Source organism: Acidovorax sp. LjRoot66 (assembly GCF_964253305.1).
Taxonomy (GTDB): Bacteria; Pseudomonadota; Gammaproteobacteria; order Burkholderiales; family Burkholderiaceae_C; genus Acidovorax.
Map to the genome: position 1 here is coordinate 5,132,406 of NZ_CAXUQU020000001.1, position 16,562 is coordinate 5,148,967.

The following is a 16,562-nucleotide window of genomic DNA, read 5'->3' on the forward strand; positions in this document are numbered from 1 at the left end:
TTGGAGCGCCTTGCCGTGCAGCAGCACTGTCTGCGGCGCCCCGCCTAGTTATCCAGGCGAATGCCAATCCGCAGGGATCAACAACAGGCCGGGTCAGCCGCCCCGCCCTGCCCCATCAGGATCCGTCCGCGCATCCAGCTTGAGCTGCAAAAAGGCCAGGTCCAGCCACTTGCCGAACTTGGTGCCCACTTCGGGCAACAGGCCCACCTGGGTGAAGCCCAGGCGCTCGTGCAACTGGATTGATGCGGTGTTGCCGGCCTCGATGCCGGCGACCATGACGTGCTTGCCGATGGCGCGGGCGCGTTCGATGAGGGCCTGCATCAGCCGCTTGCCCAGGCCCGCGCCGCGGGCGTTCTGGTGCACGTAGACCGAATGCTCGACGGTGTGGCGGTAGCCGTCGAAAGCGCGCCAGTCGCCGAACGAGGCATAGCCGGCCACGGCGCCCTGGTCGTCAACGGCGACGAGCACGGGGTAGCCCAGGCGCTGGCGGTCGGCCAGCCAGGCGGCGCGGTTGGCGGCGTCCACCAGGGTTTCGTTCCAGATGGCGGTGGTGTTGGCCACGGCGTCGTTGTAGATGGCGAGGATGCCTTCGATGTCGCCCGCATGGGCATCGCGTATCTGTAGGGTGGTCATGGCTGTCAGGGGTTGCAAGGTCCGCCATCCACTATGATGGACGAATAAGGTATTTTGGTGGATTATTGTCCATCATGATGAAACACATGTCCACCAAAGTAGATACTGCCGTCGATAGCCTGAGCCAGCGCATTGGTGCCCGGGTGCGCATCGAGCGCGAGGGGCGGGGTTGGTCGCTGACCGACTTGGCGGCGCACTCGGGTGTGTCGCGGGCCATGGTGCACAAGCTGGAGCGGGGCGAATCGAGCCCCACAGCCACCTTGCTGGCGCGGCTGTCGGGAGCGTTCGGGCTGAGCATGTCGCAGCTGATCGCGCGCGCCGAGGCCAAGGAAGGCCGGTTGCTGCGCCGAGCCGACCAGCCGGTGTGGACCGACCCGCAGACCCGCTATGTGCGCACGCATGTGTCGCCCCCTTCCGACCTGCCGCTGGACCTGGTGCAGGTGGTGCTGCCTGCCGGCGCGCGGGTGCCCATGCCTGCAGCGGCCTACACGGCGAAGCGGCAGCTGATCTGGGTGCTGGCCGGCTCGCTGGTTTTCATGGAGGGCGACACCCGGCATGCGATGGATGCGGGGGATTGCCTGGAACTGGGGCCGCCTGCGGACTGCGTGTTCAGCAACGAAACGGCGGCGGACTGCACCTACGCCGTGGTGCTGTTGCGCAGCAACTGAACCACATGCGAACCACATGCTGCCAAAGCGCTGGCAGGACGGCGAGCACCGGCGCAGCCGACAGGGTCCTACAAGCTGCCATAAGCAGCGCGCCTAGCATGAAGGCTTCAATCCCCAGGAGCACGCCATGCCCAGCAACACCCCCAAGCCCGGCTACAACCAGTATGGTTTGAAAGACGAAAGCGGCACGCCCGGCCCAGCGTACGCCAACCGGCCCGGCGGAGAGCAGCCGGGGGTGGGGCCGGTGGATGCGGTAGACCCATCGGGACATCGGTTGGGCGCCATTGAAGAGCACCCCAACCCCAAACCGGCATCGCGGCAGGGCACCGGCGTGACGGGCGAGACCGACGACAAGACGCGCTAAGAAACGGCTGACAAAACTCTTCTGGCGTCGTTGCTGCGTCTGGCCCGACGACTCTTGCTGCCTGCCTGCACCAGTTGCCGCTGAGAAGGGATGCGATGACACCTATAGAGGACTTTCTGAGATGCCGGCATCAAAGTCCAGGCTCAAGCTTTCACGTCGATGTGGTACATGCCCCAGGGGCACAGTGCAAAGCGTTCCTTCACGGGCTTGTCCTTGAAGGGGGCCACATTGTCGGCGTCGTACACCGCCCACTGCGGCCCCAGGCCGCCGAGCGCCATGGGCTGGCCGTCGATGCGGGTGGCAACGATCATGCGGTACTGCGCCGCATCGGCCAGGCTGATGGCGACGTTGTAGCCATCCACCGCGCGCAGGCCCAGTTGCACGTTGCTGTTGCGCGGCACGCCAGCGGCTTCGAGCACCGTGACCAGCAACGGGCCTTCCAGCGTGTGGGGCTTGCCGTCGTATTCGAGCGTGGGCTTGATGGTCACTGCAGGCAGGCGTTGCAGCGCGGCCGCGTCGAACGCGAAGGCCTTGGTGAACTGGATGCTGTGCTTGCCCATCATCTGGTCGATGGCGGGGTCGAGCGCGCCGCGATTGGTCTTGCCGACGGCGCCGCTCACCGTCAGCAGGGCGGGCTGCGCATTGCCGGCTTTGTTGCCGGGGGCCGCGATGGCATTGGCAGCCGGCAGCATCACCCCTGCCAGGCCGACGCTGGCGACAAAATCACGCTTGTTGATCACGATGGTTCTCTCCGATGGTTGGTTGTTGGTATGGATCGCTGGTGCGGTGCGCCCAGCCAGGCCGGGCGCGGGGCCGTAGCGTGCGTTTGGCATGCGCTTGTGTCAAGCGGCAATTGGCCTGGCGGGATCGTATGATTTCTGCCAGCCGCACGATTCGCGCGCAAATTCTCACCGAGCAGGAACCCCGCCATGCCGACCACCCTTGCCCAGCCCTTGTTGCGCCTTGCCCTGGCGGCACTGTTCGCAGCCCTGGCCCCGTTGGCCAGCGCTGCCAGTTTCGATTGCGCCAAGGCCCGCTCGGCCATGGAAAAGCTGATCTGCTCGGATGCCCCGCTCTCCGCGCTGGACGAGCAACTCAACACTGCTTTCAAGGAGGCCATCACGCGCTCCAAAGCCCGGCCGCAGCTGGTGCAGTGGCAGCGCGAATGGCTCCAATCCTATGAGGTCACGCAGTGCAAAAACGCCCGCTGCCTGGGCCAGGAGTTCGCAGGCCGCATTGCCCTGCTACAGAGCGTTGCGCCCGCCACCGCAGCAAGCGCCAAGTGGAATGGCGCATACACCCGCTACCTCCAGGGCAAGTCCGACAAGGACAGCGCCAGCCTGGCCATCGTCGGCCTGCAGGACGGCAAGGTCTACCTGGCGGGCGACGCAGTCTGGTACGGCCCCAACGCCACCAATGGTCAGGTCAATGTGGGCGAGATACGCGGCGTGGGCACCCTGCGCAACGGGCTGCTGGCGTACGACGGTGACGGCTGCACGGCCACGCTGGCGCTGCAGCGCGGTGGACTGGCCGTGAAGGACGATGACGGCTGCGGCGGCATGCACGTGACCTTCGTGGGCGAGTACCGGCGCAAGTAGCGCTCAGGTACAGGCCTAGGCTGCAGGCCCTACAGCCGGACTTCCACGCGGTCGATTTTCCAGCCGTCCTCGTTCACCAGACGCACCTTTTGCGTTTGCGGTGCAGTGGAGGTGCCGCCGCAGACATCCTTTTGCCGGTAGGTCAGCTCGGCCACGGTGCCGGACACGCTTTGCTCCGCCAGTTCGATCTGCTTGCAGCGCGCGAGTGTGCCGGACATGTCCAGCTCGATGCGCGCCACCTCCTCGCGGCTCTTGCCCATCAGCTTCATCATCGCAGGGATCCTGCGCTCGACCTCCGCATGCTTGCGCGCGGAGTGGAAGCGGGCTTCCTCCTCCAGGGAGGCGATGCCCGCAGCCGATTGCTGGTAGTAGCGTTCATAAAAGACGTTGGGCGCCTCCTGCCGCTGGCAGCCAGCAAGAACGGGCAGCAGCAAGATGAGCGCGCATCCAAGGCGCATGGTGGTTTTTCTCTCGGGTCTGGGCATCGCGGCATTGTGCAATGGCCGGTGGCCAGGGCCTGCCGATCACGGTGCCAGCGCGGGGCATCTGTCGCCTGCAGCAGACATCGCGCCTGCGGGCTGCGCCTCTCACGGGCAGGATGTTGCCGCACAATGGGCCCATCGTTCGCACACCCCGCCCCCATGCCCGCCCAACTCCCCTGGCTGGAACCCCATGACCCCTTCCCCCACCCGGCCAGTGCCTGGGGCCCCCGCGATCCGGCGCCGGGCCTGCTGGCCGCCGGTGGAGCGCTGGACGTGGAGCACCTGCGGGCGGCCTATGGGCAGGGCACCTTCCCCTGGTTCAGCGAGGGCCAGCCCATTCTGTGGTGGGCGCCCGACCCGCGCATGGTGCTGCCGGTGGCCGAGTTCCGGCTGCACCGCTCGCTGCGCAAGACATTGCAGAAGTTTGCTGCCGCCAGCAGCCACTGCGAGGTGCGCGTGGACACGGCCTTTGGCCAGGTGATACGCGCCTGCTCGTCCACCCCGCGCGAGGGGCAGGCGGGCACCTGGATCGTGCCGGACATGGTGCGCGCCTACGAGGCGCTGCACGCAGCGGGCTCGGCCCACAGCGTGGAGACCTGGGTCGATGGCAAGTTGGTGGGCGGGCTGTACTGCGTGGCGCTGGGGCGCGCGGTGTTTGGCGAGTCGATGTTTGCGCATGCGACCGATGCCTCGAAGATCGCGCTGGCGGCGCTGGTGGCACTTTGCCGTGTGCAGGGCGTGGCGCTGATCGACTGCCAGCAGAACACGCGCCACCTGGCGTCGCTGGGGGCGCGCGAGATCCCGCGCAACCAGTTCCTGCGCAAGATCGCCGTGGCGCAAGACCTGCCGGGCGGCGCGTGGACTTTCGAGCCCGTATACTGGAATCAACTGCTGGCCCACCCCACGCCCATGGCATGACGCAACTCAACGACCTGCCGCTGCAGACCCTGCAGTTCTATGCGACAGCGCCCTACCCGTGCAGCTACCTGCCGGACAGGCAGGCGCGGTCGCAGGTCGCCACGCCCAGCCACCTGATCCAGAGCGATGTGTACTCGGGCCTGGTGGCCACTGGCTTTCGGCGCAGCGGCATGTTCACCTACCGCCCCTATTGCGATGGCTGCCAGGCCTGCACTCCGCTGCGCGTGCGCGCCAGCGAGTTTCGCCCCGACCGCAGCCAGCGCCGCTCGGCGGTGCAGCACGGTGCGCTGCAGGCGCGCGTACTGCGCCTGTGCTTCGTGCCCGAGCACTACCAGCTGTACCTGCGCTACCAGAACGGCCGGCACGCGGGTGGCGGCATGGACCAGGACAGCATCGACCAGTACACCCAGTTTTTGCTGCAAAGCCGGGTCAACTCGCGGCTGGTGGAGTTCCGCGAGGTGGATGCCGCCACCGGCGAGCCCGGCGCGCTGAAGATGGTGTCCATCCTAGACGTGCTCAACGACGGCCTGTCGGCCGTATACACCTTCTACGAGCCCGAGGCGCGCGCCAGCTACGGCACCTACAACGTGGTCTGGCAGATCGAGCAGGCGCGTGCCATGGGCCTGCCCTATGTGTACCTGGGCTACTGGATCGCCGCGAGCCCGAAGATGAACTACAAGGCGCGCTTTCTGCCGCACGAGATCCGCCAGGACAATGTGTGGCAGCGCGTGGACCGCAGCAGTCACGCAGGTGGCACCCCGGGCGGGGCCGCCCAGGGAACCTGATGGTGCCATTGCATTTCACAAGGTAAGATGCAGCGATCAGAGGATGTTGTGGATATCCCTTACTCCACACCGTTCCCGCATTCCTGCAGCCCATGAAAAAAATCGACCCTGGTATCCCGATCAAACCCAGCGTCCAGGTACTGGAGCGCATGTTCACGCTGATCGACGTGCTCGCATCGCGTGAGGACGCCATCTCGCTCAAGGAAATCAGCGAGAAGACGGGTCTGCATCCCTCCACCACGCACCGCATCCTGAACGACCTGACCATCGGCCGCTTTGTGGACCGGCCCGAGTCGGGCAGCTACCGGCTGGGCATGCGCCTGCTGGAGCTCGGTAACCTGGTGAAGGCGCGCCTGAGCGTGCGCGATGCGGCGCTGGCCCCCATGCGCAACCTGCACAAGCTGATCCAGCAGCCGGTGAACCTGAGCATGCGCCAGGGCGACGAGATCGTGTATGTGGAGCGCGCCTACAGCGAGCGCTCGGGCATGCAGGTGGTGCGCGCCATCGGCGGCCGTGCGCCGCTGCACCTGACCTCCACCGGCAAGCTCTTCCTGGCGCTGGACGACCCGCAGCGCGTGCGCGCCTATGCCACCCGCACCGGGCTGGCCGGCCACACCCGCAACAGCATCACCCAGTTGCCCGTGCTGGAGCGCGAGCTGGCCAAGGCGCGCCAGTACGGCATTGCCCGCGACAACGAGGAGCTGGAACTGGGCGTGCGCTGCATGGCCGCCGGCGTGTACGACGACCAGGCCAAGCTGGTGGCCGGCCTGTCCATCTCGGCCCCGGCCGACCGGCTGGACGAGGGCTGGATGGCCAAGCTGCAGGCCACGGCGCAGGAGATCTCGCTGGCGCTGGGTTACGTGCAGGCCAAGGCGCCTACGCCCGCCCTGTCCTCATCGCTGCACGGCAGCGACATGGCGCACACGCCCGCCGACTGAAAGGTGCGGCCGGCAAGGCCGACCATCAGGTACAAAAAACAAAACCCCGGGGCTCGCGCCACCGGGGTTTTGTTTTTGTCTACTACCTACACGCCCACAGGGTTGGCAAAAGCCTTCCTGCGGATTTGCATTCGACCGGATAACCAGGCGGGGAGCCGCAGACAGTGCTGTAGCACGGCAAGGCTCCCCAACGACGTTAGCCGGTTGAAGGCAAAGCCGTATCAGCCGTTGGTGTTGCCGTGGACGACAGTCTTCACGGGGCTGATGGCGGCGGGCATGGATTCGACCCAGTGGCGCACGCGCTCGGCGTCACCCAGGCGGCTGAACTTGCCGGCCGAGTCCAGGAACACCATGATGACCTTGCGGCCAGCGAACTGGGCCTGCATCACCAGGCAGCGCCCGGCTTCGGAGATGTAGCCTGTCTTTTGCAGGCCGATGTCCCAGGTGGGGTTCTTCACCAGGCCGTTGGTGTTGTTGAATTGCAGGGTGCGCGCGCCCAGGGCCAGCTCGTAGCCGGGCGAGGTGGACAGCTCGCGCATCACCGGGTCGCCGTGGGCCACGTTGACCAGCGTGGCCAGGTCGCGGGCGCTGCTCTGGTTGCGGCTGGACAGGCCCGTGGGCTCGACGTACTTGGTGTCGGTCATGCCCAGCAGGCGCGCCTTCGCGTTCATCTGCGCCACGAACACGTCCAGCCCACCGGGGAAGGTGCGGCCCAGGGCGTGGGCGGCGCGGTTCTCGCTGGACATCAGGGCCAGGTGCAGCATTTCGCCACGGGTCATGGTGGAACCGACGGTCAGGCGCGAGCGGCTGCCTTTTTCGGTGTCCACGTCGTCCTGGGTGATGGTCAACTGCTCATCCATGGGCAGCTTGGCCTGGGAGATGATCAGGCCGGTCATGAGCTTGGTGAGCGATGCGATCGGCAGAACGGCGTGGTCGTTCTTGCTGAGCAGCACTTCATGGGTGTCCTGGTCGATCACCAGGGCCACGCTGGACTTGAGGTCCAGGGGGTCATTGACTTCGTGCAGGCCGGCCAGTTGGCCAAACGATGGCTTGGCGGGGATGAAGGCCACGCGGGTGGCGGCCCTGGAGGTCTTGGCCGAGACGCGCACCGGCTTGGCGGCAACGGCGGCCTTGCGCGGGCCGGCGGACTTCTTGGCGGTGGCGGATGCCACCTGCTTCTTGGCGGGCGCCTTCTTGCGCTCGTTGGCATGTGCCATGGGCGACGCAAGCGCCGCACTCACAACAACAAAGCCCAGAAGCTGGAAAAAACGGTTCATTGCGGTGCTGCGGCCATGGTGCATCAAAGTGCTCCAAAGGGTAAGAAGTGTGGGCCAGTGTACAGAATCAAAAAAAGTCGCGCAAGATCAAGACCTTGCGCGACTTTCCAAGAAAGTGAATGAATTATAAATTCAACACTTATCCCTGTGCAGCCACCCGGTCAGCTTTACTTTGTAATTTGTTCAACGCGCTGAGGTAGGCCTTGGCTGACGCGACCACGATATCGGGGTCAGCGCCCACTCCGTTGACCACGCGGCCGCTGTTCTGCAGGCGCACGGTGACCTCGCCCTGGCTCTCGGTGGAGCCGCTGATGGCGTTGACGGAATACAACACCATCTCGGCACCGCTCTTGACGTGGGACTCGATGGCCTTCAAGGATGCATCCACCGGGCCATTGCCTTCGGACTCGCCGCGCACTTCGTGGCCGTCCACCGTGAAGACAATGCGCGCACGGGGGTGCTCGCCGGTTTCGCTCTGCTGGAACAGCGAGACAAAGCCGTACTGCTCCTTCTCGGCGGTCACGCTCTCGTCGCTGACCAGGGCCAGGATGTCCTCGTCGAAGATCTCGCTCTTGCGGTCGGCCAGCTCCTTGAAGCGGGTGAAGGCGCTGTTGACCTCGGTCTCGCTCTCCAGGCTCACGCCCAGCTCCTGCAGGCGCTGCTTGAAGGCGTTGCGGCCGCTGAGCTTGCCCAGCACGATCTTGTTGGCGCTCCAGCCCACGTCTTCGGCGCGCATGATCTCGTAGGTATCGCGCGCCTTGAGCACGCCGTCCTGGTGGATGCCACTGGCGTGGGCGAAGGCGTTGGCGCCGACCACAGCCTTGTTGGGCTGCACCACGAAGCCGGTGGTCTGGCTGACCATGCGGCTGGCGGCCACGATGTGCTTGGCGTCGATGTTCAGGTCCAGGTCGAAGTAGTCGCGGCGCGTCTTGATGGCCATGACGACTTCTTCGAGCGAGCAGTTGCCGGCGCGCTCACCCAGGCCGTTGATGGTGCACTCGACCTGGCGGGCGCCGCCGATCTTCACGCCGGCCAGGGAGTTGGCCACGGCCATCCCCAGGTCGTTGTGGCAGTGCACGGACCAGATGGCCTTGTCGCTGTTGGGAATGCGCTCGCGCAGCGTCTTGATGAAGTTGCCGTACAGCTCGGGGATGGCGTAGCCCACGGTGTCGGGCACGTTGATGGTGGTGGCACCCTCGGCGATCACCGCTTCGAGCACGCGGCACAGGAAGTCCGGGTCGCTGCGGTAGCCGTCTTCAGGGCTGAACTCGATGTCGGCCACCAGGTTGCGGGCAAAGCGCACCGACTGGCGCGCCTGCTCGAGCACCTGCTCGGGCGTCATGCGCAGCTTCTTTTCCATGTGCAGCGCCGAGGTGGCGATGAAGGTGTGGATGCGAGCGCTGTTGGCACCCTTGAGCGCTTCGGCCGCGCGCGAGATGTCGCGGTCGTTGGCGCGCGAGAGCGAGCAGATGGTCGAGTCCTTGATGGCGTGGGCAATGGCCTGCACGGCCTCGAAGTCGCCGTTGGAGCTGGCCGCAAAACCCGCTTCGATCACGTCCACCTTCAGGCGCTCGAGCTGGCGTGCGATGCGCAGCTTTTCGTCCTTGGTCATGGAGGCGCCGGGCGATTGCTCGCCGTCGCGCAAGGTGGTGTCGAAAATGATGAGTTTGTCGGCCATGGGGTTCTCCTGGTATTGATGGTGGGGTGGTCCGCAACGCTGAATTCTGGCGCCCAAAGCAAAAGGCCCGTTGCGGGTGCATACGGGCCTTTGTGGAAAACGTGTGCGCGTGCGCCTACCGTCTCCGCCCGTGGGGAGCTAGCAGTAGGATTGCAATGGCCAACGTGTTCATGCCGTGCAATGTAGCACAAGTGCAGCCAATGCGGCGCGCTGCCGTCATTTGTGCAGGCCGCGCTCGTCGGGTTCGTCGGTGGAGGTGCTGATCACGCTGCTGTGCTGCCCCTTGGCCTTGCGCCAGGCGTACACGCCGTAGCCGCTCAGGCCATACAGCACGAACACGCTGAACAGCATGATGGGCGGCGAGATGTTGATGACGGCGATGCCCAGCGCGATCAGCACGATCACGACGAAGGGCACGCTCTTTTTCATCTGGATGTCCTTGAAGCTGTAGAACGGCACGTTGGTCACCATGGTGAGGCCGGCGTACAGCGTGAAGGCGAACATGATCCAGGTGACCTGGTTCCAGGTGAGCCAGGTGTCCATGCCGCGTTGCACCCCGAGCTCGGTCATGAGCCAGATGAAGCCGGCCACCAGCGCAGCGGCTGCAGGCGACGGCAGGCCCTGGAAGTAGCGCTTGTCGACCACGCCCGTGTTCACGTTGAAGCGCGCCAGGCGCAACGCGGCGCAGGCGCAGTAGACGAAGGCCGCGATCCAGCCCCAGCGGCCCAGGCCCTTGAGCGACCATTCGTAGGCGATGAGCGCGGGTGCGGCGCCAAAGGACACCATGTCCGACAGCGAATCCATCTGCTCGCCGAAGGCGCTTTGCGTGTTGGTCATGCGGGCCACGCGCCCGTCCAGGCTGTCGAGCACCATGGCGCAGAACACGCCCACGGCCGCCAGGTCGAAGCGCCCGTTCATGGCCATCACGATGGAATAGAAGCCCCCGAACAACGCCGCCAGCGTGAACAGGTTGGGCAGGATGTAGATGCCCTTGCGCCGCTTGCGCACCATCACGCCAGAACCGTCGGCGGAATCCTTGCCGTCATGCATCGAACAAATCTCCATCGCCAGACCGGCCGGCGTGAACAGCTACCCAATTTATAGTAATCGGCACCTGCGCCGCACGGCGCATGGCACCCCCTCCGAGAGAACCGAAGGCGCAGTGTAGCTGCACCGGCAGGCACCCGGGCCATGCGCCTGTTAACAATTGATTACGCAAGGCCATGCGGCCCGCCGCAGGCGACATGCCCAGCCCCACCCGGCAACGAAAAAGGCCACCGAAGTGGCCTTTGGGATCGTGTACGCAGGGCGCAGTGGATCGCGCGGTCAGTTGCGGGTCTGGTCGACCAGCTTGTTCTTGGCGATCCAGGGCATCATGGCGCGCAGCTTGCCGCCCACCACTTCGATGCTGTGGTCGGCGGTGTTGCGGCGGCGGGCGGTCATGCTCGGGTAGTTCAGGCGGCCTTCCTGGATGAACATCTTGGCGTACTCGCCGCTCTGGATGCGCTTCAGGGCATTGCGCATGGCAAGGCGCGACTGCTCGTTGATGACTTCAGGGCCGGTCACGTACTCGCCGTACTCGGCGTTGTTCGAGATCGAGTAGTTCATGTTGGCAATGCCGCCTTCGTAGATCAGGTCCACGATGAGCTTGAGCTCGTGCAGGCATTCGAAGTAGGCCATTTCAGGGGCGTAGCCGGCTTCGACCAGGGTTTCGTAACCCATCTTGATCAGCTCGACGGCACCGCCGCACAGCACGGCCTGTTCGCCGAACAGGTCGGTCTCGGTTTCTTCCTTGAAGTTGGTCTCGATGATGCCGGCCTTGCCGCCACCATTGGCCATGGCGTACGACAGAGCCAGGTCACGGGCCTTGCCGGACTTGTCCTGGTGCACGGCCACCAGGTGGGGCACGCCGCCGCCCTGGGTGTAGGTGTTGCGCACGGTGTGGCCAGGGGCCTTGGGGGCGACCATCCACACATCGAGGTCGGCGCGGGGCACGACCTGGTTGTAGTGCACGTTGAAGCCGTGGGCGAAGGCCAGCGAAGCGCCTTGCTTGATGTTGGGGGCCACGTTGTTGGTGTAGACCTCGCCGATCTGCTCGTCGGGCAGCAGGATCATGACCACGTCGGCGGCCTTGACCGCGTCGTTGACTTCCATCACGTTCAGGCCGGCCTTGCCAACCTTGTCCCACGAGGCACCGCCCTTGCGCAGGCCGACCACGACCTTCACGCCGCTGTCGTTCAGGTTCTGTGCGTGGGCGTGGCCCTGCGAGCCGTAGCCGATGATGGCAACGGTCTTGCCCTTGATCAGGCTCAGGTCACAGTCTTTGTCGTAGAAAACTTTCATGGGTCGCTCCGGTTGAAATACGTTGTTTGGGTTGAAAAATAAACAGTCGATTGTCTTACATCGGATTTGGATTCGGCCGGATGGCTAGGCGGGGAGCCGCAGACAGTGCTTTGGCACAGCAAGGCTGCCCAACGACGCTAGCCGGTCGAAGGCAAATCCGTTACACGCGCAGGATTCGCTCGCCGCGGCCGATGCCGCTGGCGCCGGTTCGCACGGTTTCCAGGATGGCGGTGCGGTCGATGGCCTGCAGGAAGGCGTCGTTCTTGGACTGGTCACCGGTGAGCTCGATGGTGTAGCTCTTTTCGGTCACGTCGATGATGCGGCCGCGGAAGATATCGGCCATGCGCTTCATCTCTTCGCGCTCCTTGCCCACGGCGCGCACCTTCACCATCATGAGCTCGCGCTCGGTGTAGGCACCCTCGGTGAGGTCGACCACCTTGACCACTTCGATGAGGCGGTTCAGGTGCTTGGTGATCTGTTCGATCACGTCGTCGGAGCCCGTGGTCTGGATCGTCATGCGCGAGAGCGATGGATCCTCGGTGGGCGCCACGGTGAGCGATTCGATGTTGTAGCCACGGGCAGAGAACAGGCCCACGACGCGCGACAGCGCACCGGGTTCGTTCTCCAGCAAAACGGCAATGATGTGTTTCATGGTGAAGACATTCCTCTTTTCGCTGCCCTCCCCTGCGCACGGTAATGCGCAGGCTCGGCAGGCAATAGATTCGTCGAAGTGAAGCTATCGGACTGATAGCAGGAGATTGGCCTGCGGCAACAACATGGCCGTTGCTGCAGGCCGCAGCGGGAGCCGAAGGCCTGTGTTTACAGGTCTTCGGAGCCCAGCAGCATTTCGGTGATGCCCTTGCCGGCCTGCACCATCGGGAACACGTTCTCGGTGGGGTCGGTACGGAAGTCCATGAACACCGTGCGGTCCTTGAGCTTGCGTGCTTCGCGCAGCGCGGGCTCGACGTCCTTGGGGTGCTCGATCAGCATGCCGACGTGGCCATAGGCCTCGGCCAGCTTCACGAAGTTGGGCAGCGCGTCCATGTAGCTGTGGCTGTAGCGGCCGGAGTATTCGATTTCCTGCCACTGGCGCACCATGCCCAGGTAGCGGTTGTTCAACGAGCAGATCTTGATCGGCGTGTTGTACTGCAGGCAGGTCGACAGCTCCTGGATGTTCATCTGCACCGAGCCTTCGCCGGTGATGCAGAACACCTCGGCTTGCGGCTTGGCCAGCTTGATGCCCATGGCGTAGGGAATGCCCACGCCCATGGTGCCCAGGCCGCCGGAATTGATCCAGCGGCGCGGCTCGTCGAAGCGGTAGTACTGGGCTGCCCACATCTGGTGCTGGCCCACGTCGGACGTGATGTAGGTGTCCACGTCCTTGGTCATGTTCCACAGCGTTTCCACCACGTACTGGGGCTTGATGACGTCGGGACTGCCCATGCTGTACTTCAGGCAGTCGCGCTTGCGCCAGCCTTCGATGGTGTCCCACCAGGCGGCCAGGGCGCCGGCATCGGGGCGGGTGCTGCTTTCGCGGACCATGGAGATCAGCTCGGTGAGCACGTCCTTCACGTCGCCGACGATCGGGATGTCGACCTTCACGCGCTTGGAGATGCTCGACGGGTCGATGTCGACGTGGATGATCTTGCGGTCGTTCTGCGCGAAGTGCTTGGGGTTGCCGATCACGCGGTCGTCGAAGCGCGCGCCCACGGCCAGCAGCACGTCGCAGTTCTGCATCGCGTTGTTGGCTTCGATGGTGCCGTGCATGCCCAGCATGCCCAGGAACTTGCGGTCCGACGCGGGGTAGGCTCCGAGGCCCATCAGCGTGTTGGTGACCGGGTAGCCCAGCATGTCCACCAGCGTGCGCAGCTCGTTGGTGGCATTGCCCAGCAGCACGCCGCCGCCGGTGTAGATATAGGGGCGCTTGGCGGCCAGCAGCAGCTGCAGCGCCTTGCGGATCTGGCCGCTGTGGCCCTTGCGCACGGGGTTGTACGAGCGCATTTCCACGCTCTGCGGGTAGCCGGTGTAGGCCGCCTTCTTGAAGGACACGTCCTTCGGGATATCGACCACCACAGGGCCCGGGCGGCCGGTGCGGGCGATGTGGAAGGCCTTCTTGAGCGTGATGGCCAGGTCGCGCGGGTCCTTGACCAGGAAGTTGTGCTTGACGATGGGGCGCGTGATGCCGACGGTGTCGCATTCCTGGAAGGCGTCGAGCCCGATGGCGGGCGTGGGCACCTGGCCGGAGATGATCACCATGGGGATCGAATCCATGTACGCCGTGGCGATGCCGGTGACGGCATTGGTCAGGCCGGGGCCCGAGGTGACGAGGGCGACGCCGACTTCACCCGTGGCGCGGGCATAGCCGTCGGCGGCGTGCACAGCCGCCTGCTCGTGGCGCACCAGCACGTGCTGGATGGTGTCCTGCTTGTACAGCGCGTCGTAGATGTACAGAACCGCGCCGCCGGGGTAGCCCCAGATGAACTGGACGTTCTCTGCCTGGAGCGACTTGATGAGGATCTCGGCACCCATGAGGTCCTGAGAGCCGGAAGCGGAGGGGGTGTTGTTGCCCTGCGAAGCAGCGGCTGCCGAAGTGAGCTCGGCCTTGGAGATTTCCATGATCAACCTTTGTGAATTTCTCTGACGAAAAACCTTGGGTGCCCCTTGCATGGACTCTTGTGGAGCCAGCTTGGAACTTGAGGCCAAGGACATGGGCGGGATGATTGCCGCGCCGGACCGTGACCCGTTTGCCTTTTGAATTGCAGCCGCGATTATCGCACTGCAACACGTGCAAATGCATGCTGCGTCTAAAAAAACACCAGGGGATGCGATAATCGGCGGCTGGGCTCCTCTCAGGAGGGGCTCTGCACCTGTTGTTGGGGCGCCGCACTGGCGCATACCCTGCAGCATCCCATTCCCGGGCTGACCCGTCTTGGCAACCGAACAAGAACTCTCCGATTTCCTCAAAAGCGTAGAAAAGCGTGCCTTCAAGCGCTCGGTCTACCACGTCCGCAATGAGGAAGCGGCCCTGGACATCGTGCAGGACAGCATGCTCAAGCTGGCCGAACACTATGGGGACAAGCCGGCGGCCGAGCTGCCCATGCTCTTTCAGCGCATCCTCTCCAACTGCACCCTGGACTGGTTTCGGCGCCAGAAGACACGCAATGCACTGTTTTCGAGCATGAGCGACTTCGAAGGGCCCGGCGAAGATGGCATGGATTTTGATCTGCTGGAGGCGTACTCCGGCCCCGACGACGGAGACAAGGCCGAAAGTGCCGAAGACCTGACCCGAAGGGCCCAGACCTTCCACCAGATAGAGGCCGAGATAGAAGAATTGCCAGCACGTCAACGGGAAGCCTTCCTCATGCGTTACTGGGAAGAAATGGATGTATCAGAAACGGCAGCCGCCATGGGTTGTTCGGAAGGCAGTGTGAAAACGCACTGTTTTCGTGCCATACAAACCCTGAGCAAGGCACTGAAAGCCAAAGGAATAGAACTGTGAACACCACCCCGACCCTCTCCCAGGAAGCTGCAGCAGAACGTTTTGCCCGCCGCGTATCGGCGCGGCTGACGGATGGCTCGCAGGATCTGCCCTATGACATCTCGGAGCGCCTGCGCGCATCGCGCATGCAGGCACTGGCCCGGCGCAAGGTGCTGGCCCCCGTGCGCGCCCCCGCCAGGGCAGCCGCTCCGGTGGTGCTGGCCAGTGGCGCCTCGGCCGCCCTCGGCGGTGGCGGCAGCGAAGGCAACAGCTGGTGGAACGCCCTGGTGTCCGCCGTGCCGCTGATCGCATTGGTGGTGGGCCTGTTCTTCATCAGCACGGTGCAGGACGAGTTTGGCGCCAACGAGATCGCCGAGGTGGATGCCGCCCTGCTGACCGACGAGCTGCCTCCAGAAGCCTACTCCGACCCGGGATTTGTCCAGTTCCTCAAGACGGCAGCGCAGAATCACTGATTTGGCCCACTGCCCGATGCATGCATAAAGGACTTCCCGACGCCCCCCCACCACTGCCAGCCATCGTGCTGGCTTTGGCGCTTCTGGGCGCGCTGACCGCCTTCGCCGTGACGGTCGTGCAGCAGGTGGGCATGGCACCCGCCACCCTGCTGCCGTCGGCCGCCACGCGCCCCACCCCTGCAGCGGCAACGGCCCTGCGCCCCGCAGGCGGAGCCACCGCCCTGCCTTCCGAAGGCCTGGCCGAAGTGTCTGCAGGCCCGGGCTGGGAAACACTGAACACCCGGCAAAAGCTTGCGCTCTACCCCTTGGCCGAACGCTGGTCGCTGATCAGCGAGGTGCAAAAGCGCCGCTGGCTGGCGTTGGCAGTGAATTTCCCCGAGCTGCCCGGAGAGGAGCAGGCCAAGCTGCACAGCCGCATGACCGAATGGGCCAGCCTGAGCGCGCAGCAGCGCAGCCAGGCCCGCCTGAACTACGCCAGCACCAACCGCCTGGCCGGGGACAACAAGCTCGCCCAGTGGGAGGCCTACCAGGCCCTGACCGCCGAGGAGCGCGACCTGCTGGCCGCCACGGCCCCACCCAAGCCCCGGGGCGCAGCGACCGCGCTGCACCCGGTATCCCCACGCAAACTGGTGCAGGTGCCCGCCGCCACGCAGGCCAACCCCCTGCGCCCCAATGCGCCCAAGATCCCGCCGGTGACCGACCATGGCCCGCGCCTGGCCATGCCGGTCCCCGCCGCAATGCCCGCTTCGGAGGCCTCGGCCTCTGGCCCCGCCAGCCCCGTGGTGGTGGAAACAGCCCCCGTGGTCGTGCCCACCGCCGTGCCGGCCGCGCTGCCGCCGCTGGCGCCTGCCGGCTCCGACCCGGCAGCCCCTTCAGCACCGCCCAGCGCCGACAATTCCGGCCTGTACCCCAACAACTGACGGCGTC

The 16,562-nt window shown here is 65.1% G+C and carries 18 protein-coding genes; 9 read left to right on the plus strand and 9 right to left on the minus strand.

The features are described from left to right. Positions 1–93: 93 nt before the first annotated feature. Entirely contained in the window at positions 94–633 is a 540-nt protein-coding gene (locus ACSQ3Y_RS24175; protein ID WP_436179148.1) for an N-acetyltransferase family protein, read from the minus strand. An 86-nt stretch (positions 634–719) separates the two neighbouring features. Here ACSQ3Y_RS24175 and ACSQ3Y_RS24180 point away from each other — a divergent pair, with 86 nt between their 5' ends. After that, the gene (locus ACSQ3Y_RS24180) at positions 720–1,301 is read left to right on the plus strand and encodes a helix-turn-helix domain-containing protein (protein WP_436179149.1); all 582 of its coding nucleotides are present in this window, start codon (positions 720–722) and stop codon (positions 1,299–1,301) included. Positions 1,302–1,428: 127 nt separating this feature from the next. Continuing rightward, positions 1,429–1,665 carry a hypothetical protein gene (locus ACSQ3Y_RS24185; protein ID WP_057205816.1) on the plus strand — a complete coding sequence of 79 codons (237 nt, stop codon included), beginning with the start codon at positions 1,429–1,431 and terminating at the stop codon, positions 1,663–1,665. Positions 1,666–1,808: 143 nt separating this feature from the next. On the opposite strand, the gene ACSQ3Y_RS24190 is transcribed toward ACSQ3Y_RS24185, so the two are convergent. After that, positions 1,809–2,402, minus strand: coding sequence for a molybdopterin-dependent oxidoreductase (locus ACSQ3Y_RS24190; protein ID WP_436180167.1), 594 nt, complete (start codon positions 2,400–2,402; stop codon positions 1,809–1,811). A gap of 192 nt (positions 2,403–2,594) precedes the next feature. On the opposite strand from ACSQ3Y_RS24190, the gene ACSQ3Y_RS24195 reads away from it, so the two are divergent. After that, positions 2,595–3,263 carry a lysozyme inhibitor LprI family protein gene (locus tag ACSQ3Y_RS24195; RefSeq protein ID WP_436179150.1) on the plus strand — a complete coding sequence of 223 codons (669 nt, stop codon included), beginning with the start codon at positions 2,595–2,597 and terminating at the stop codon, positions 3,261–3,263. A 29-nt stretch (positions 3,264–3,292) separates the two neighbouring features. On the opposite strand, the gene ACSQ3Y_RS24200 is transcribed toward ACSQ3Y_RS24195, so the two are convergent. Further along, the gene (locus ACSQ3Y_RS24200; RefSeq protein ID WP_436179151.1) at positions 3,293–3,697 is read right to left on the minus strand and encodes a hypothetical protein; all 405 of its coding nucleotides are present in this window, start codon (positions 3,695–3,697) and stop codon (positions 3,293–3,295) included. Between the two features lie 207 nt (positions 3,698–3,904). Between ACSQ3Y_RS24200 and aat the strand changes: the two genes are divergently transcribed. The 3 genes from aat to ACSQ3Y_RS24215 all read left to right on the plus strand — a co-directional run bounded on the left by aat (position 3,905) and on the right by ACSQ3Y_RS24215 (position 6,386). Continuing rightward, on the plus strand, positions 3,905–4,663 hold the full coding sequence (aat, locus tag ACSQ3Y_RS24205) for a leucyl/phenylalanyl-tRNA--protein transferase (protein ID WP_436179152.1): 759 nt from the start codon (positions 3,905–3,907) through the stop codon (positions 4,661–4,663). Further along, positions 4,660–5,448, plus strand: coding sequence for an arginyltransferase (locus ACSQ3Y_RS24210; RefSeq protein WP_436179153.1), 789 nt, complete (start codon positions 4,660–4,662; stop codon positions 5,446–5,448). The genes aat and ACSQ3Y_RS24210 overlap by 4 nt, the downstream gene beginning before the upstream one ends. Before the next feature lie 92 nt (positions 5,449–5,540). Next, positions 5,541–6,386 carry an IclR family transcriptional regulator gene (locus tag ACSQ3Y_RS24215; RefSeq protein WP_057205806.1) on the plus strand — a complete coding sequence of 282 codons (846 nt, stop codon included), beginning with the start codon at positions 5,541–5,543 and terminating at the stop codon, positions 6,384–6,386. 221 nt (positions 6,387–6,607) lie between these two features. On the opposite strand, the gene ACSQ3Y_RS24220 is transcribed toward ACSQ3Y_RS24215, so the two are convergent. The 6 genes from ACSQ3Y_RS24220 to ACSQ3Y_RS24245 all read right to left on the minus strand — a co-directional run bounded on the left by ACSQ3Y_RS24220 (position 6,608) and on the right by ACSQ3Y_RS24245 (position 14,300). Continuing rightward, positions 6,608–7,687, minus strand: a complete 1,080-nt coding sequence (locus ACSQ3Y_RS24220; protein WP_057205804.1) for a serine hydrolase — start codon at positions 7,685–7,687, stop codon at positions 6,608–6,610. A 115-nt stretch (positions 7,688–7,802) separates the two neighbouring features. Then, positions 7,803–9,341 (minus strand): 2-isopropylmalate synthase, encoded by a 1,539-nt coding sequence (locus tag ACSQ3Y_RS24225; protein ID WP_057205802.1) that lies wholly within the window; start codon positions 9,339–9,341, stop codon positions 7,803–7,805. Positions 9,342–9,557: 216 nt separating this feature from the next. Beyond that, positions 9,558–10,391: a CDP-diacylglycerol--serine O-phosphatidyltransferase gene (gene pssA, locus ACSQ3Y_RS24230; RefSeq protein WP_305743861.1), complete on the minus strand. Its 834-nt coding sequence runs from the start codon at positions 10,389–10,391 to the stop codon at positions 9,558–9,560. A 276-nt stretch (positions 10,392–10,667) separates the two neighbouring features. Continuing rightward, positions 10,668–11,684, minus strand: coding sequence for a ketol-acid reductoisomerase (ilvC, locus tag ACSQ3Y_RS24235; protein ID WP_057205799.1), 1,017 nt, complete (start codon positions 11,682–11,684; stop codon positions 10,668–10,670). A gap of 160 nt (positions 11,685–11,844) precedes the next feature. Then, positions 11,845–12,336 carry an acetolactate synthase small subunit gene (gene ilvN, locus ACSQ3Y_RS24240; protein ID WP_007857867.1) on the minus strand — a complete coding sequence of 164 codons (492 nt, stop codon included), beginning with the start codon at positions 12,334–12,336 and terminating at the stop codon, positions 11,845–11,847. A 167-nt stretch (positions 12,337–12,503) separates the two neighbouring features. Next, positions 12,504–14,300, minus strand: a complete 1,797-nt coding sequence (locus ACSQ3Y_RS24245) for an acetolactate synthase 3 catalytic subunit (protein ID WP_057206217.1) — start codon at positions 14,298–14,300, stop codon at positions 12,504–12,506. A 313-nt stretch (positions 14,301–14,613) separates the two neighbouring features. Here ACSQ3Y_RS24245 and ACSQ3Y_RS24250 point away from each other — a divergent pair, with 313 nt between their 5' ends. Genes ACSQ3Y_RS24250 through ACSQ3Y_RS24260 form a run of 3 tightly spaced genes read left to right on the plus strand, consistent with a single transcriptional unit; the run spans position 14,614 to position 16,555 of the window. After that, positions 14,614–15,183, plus strand: a complete 570-nt coding sequence (locus ACSQ3Y_RS24250) for an RNA polymerase sigma factor (protein WP_057205797.1) — start codon at positions 14,614–14,616, stop codon at positions 15,181–15,183. Next, complete coding sequence (locus ACSQ3Y_RS24255; RefSeq protein WP_057269552.1) at positions 15,180–15,635, plus strand: DUF3619 family protein; 456 nt, start codon at positions 15,180–15,182, stop codon at positions 15,633–15,635. Before ACSQ3Y_RS24250 ends, ACSQ3Y_RS24255 begins: the two co-directional genes overlap by 4 nt. 20 nt (positions 15,636–15,655) lie before the next feature. After that, a complete protein-coding gene (locus ACSQ3Y_RS24260) occupies positions 15,656–16,555 on the plus strand; it encodes a DUF3106 domain-containing protein (protein ID WP_436179154.1) in 900 nt (299 codons plus the stop codon). Positions 16,556–16,562: the final 7 nt, after the last annotated feature.

Coding starts and splice junctions, on each gene's coding strand:
- ACSQ3Y_RS24175 (WP_436179148.1), bottom strand. CDS start 633: ATGACCACCCTACAGATACGCGATGCCCATGCGGGCGACATCGAAGGC.
- ACSQ3Y_RS24180 (WP_436179149.1), top strand. CDS start 720: ATGTCCACCAAAGTAGATACTGCCGTCGATAGCCTGAGCCAGCGCATT.
- ACSQ3Y_RS24185 (WP_057205816.1), top strand. CDS start 1,429: ATGCCCAGCAACACCCCCAAGCCCGGCTACAACCAGTATGGTTTGAAA.
- ACSQ3Y_RS24195 (WP_436179150.1), top strand. CDS start 2,595: ATGCCGACCACCCTTGCCCAGCCCTTGTTGCGCCTTGCCCTGGCGGCA.
- aat (WP_436179152.1), top strand. CDS start 3,905: ATGCCCGCCCAACTCCCCTGGCTGGAACCCCATGACCCCTTCCCCCAC.
- ACSQ3Y_RS24210 (WP_436179153.1), top strand. CDS start 4,660: ATGACGCAACTCAACGACCTGCCGCTGCAGACCCTGCAGTTCTATGCG.
- ACSQ3Y_RS24215 (WP_057205806.1), top strand. CDS start 5,541: ATGAAAAAAATCGACCCTGGTATCCCGATCAAACCCAGCGTCCAGGTA.
- ACSQ3Y_RS24220 (WP_057205804.1), bottom strand. CDS start 7,687: ATGCACCATGGCCGCAGCACCGCAATGAACCGTTTTTTCCAGCTTCTG.
- ACSQ3Y_RS24225 (WP_057205802.1), bottom strand. CDS start 9,341: ATGGCCGACAAACTCATCATTTTCGACACCACCTTGCGCGACGGCGAG.
- pssA (WP_305743861.1), bottom strand. CDS start 10,391: ATGCATGACGGCAAGGATTCCGCCGACGGTTCTGGCGTGATGGTGCGC.
- ilvC (WP_057205799.1), bottom strand. CDS start 11,684: ATGAAAGTTTTCTACGACAAAGACTGTGACCTGAGCCTGATCAAGGGC.
- ilvN (WP_007857867.1), bottom strand. CDS start 12,336: ATGAAACACATCATTGCCGTTTTGCTGGAGAACGAACCCGGTGCGCTG.
- ACSQ3Y_RS24245 (WP_057206217.1), bottom strand. CDS start 14,300: ATGGAAATCTCCAAGGCCGAGCTCACTTCGGCAGCCGCTGCTTCGCAG.
- ACSQ3Y_RS24260 (WP_436179154.1), top strand. CDS start 15,656: ATGCATAAAGGACTTCCCGACGCCCCCCCACCACTGCCAGCCATCGTG.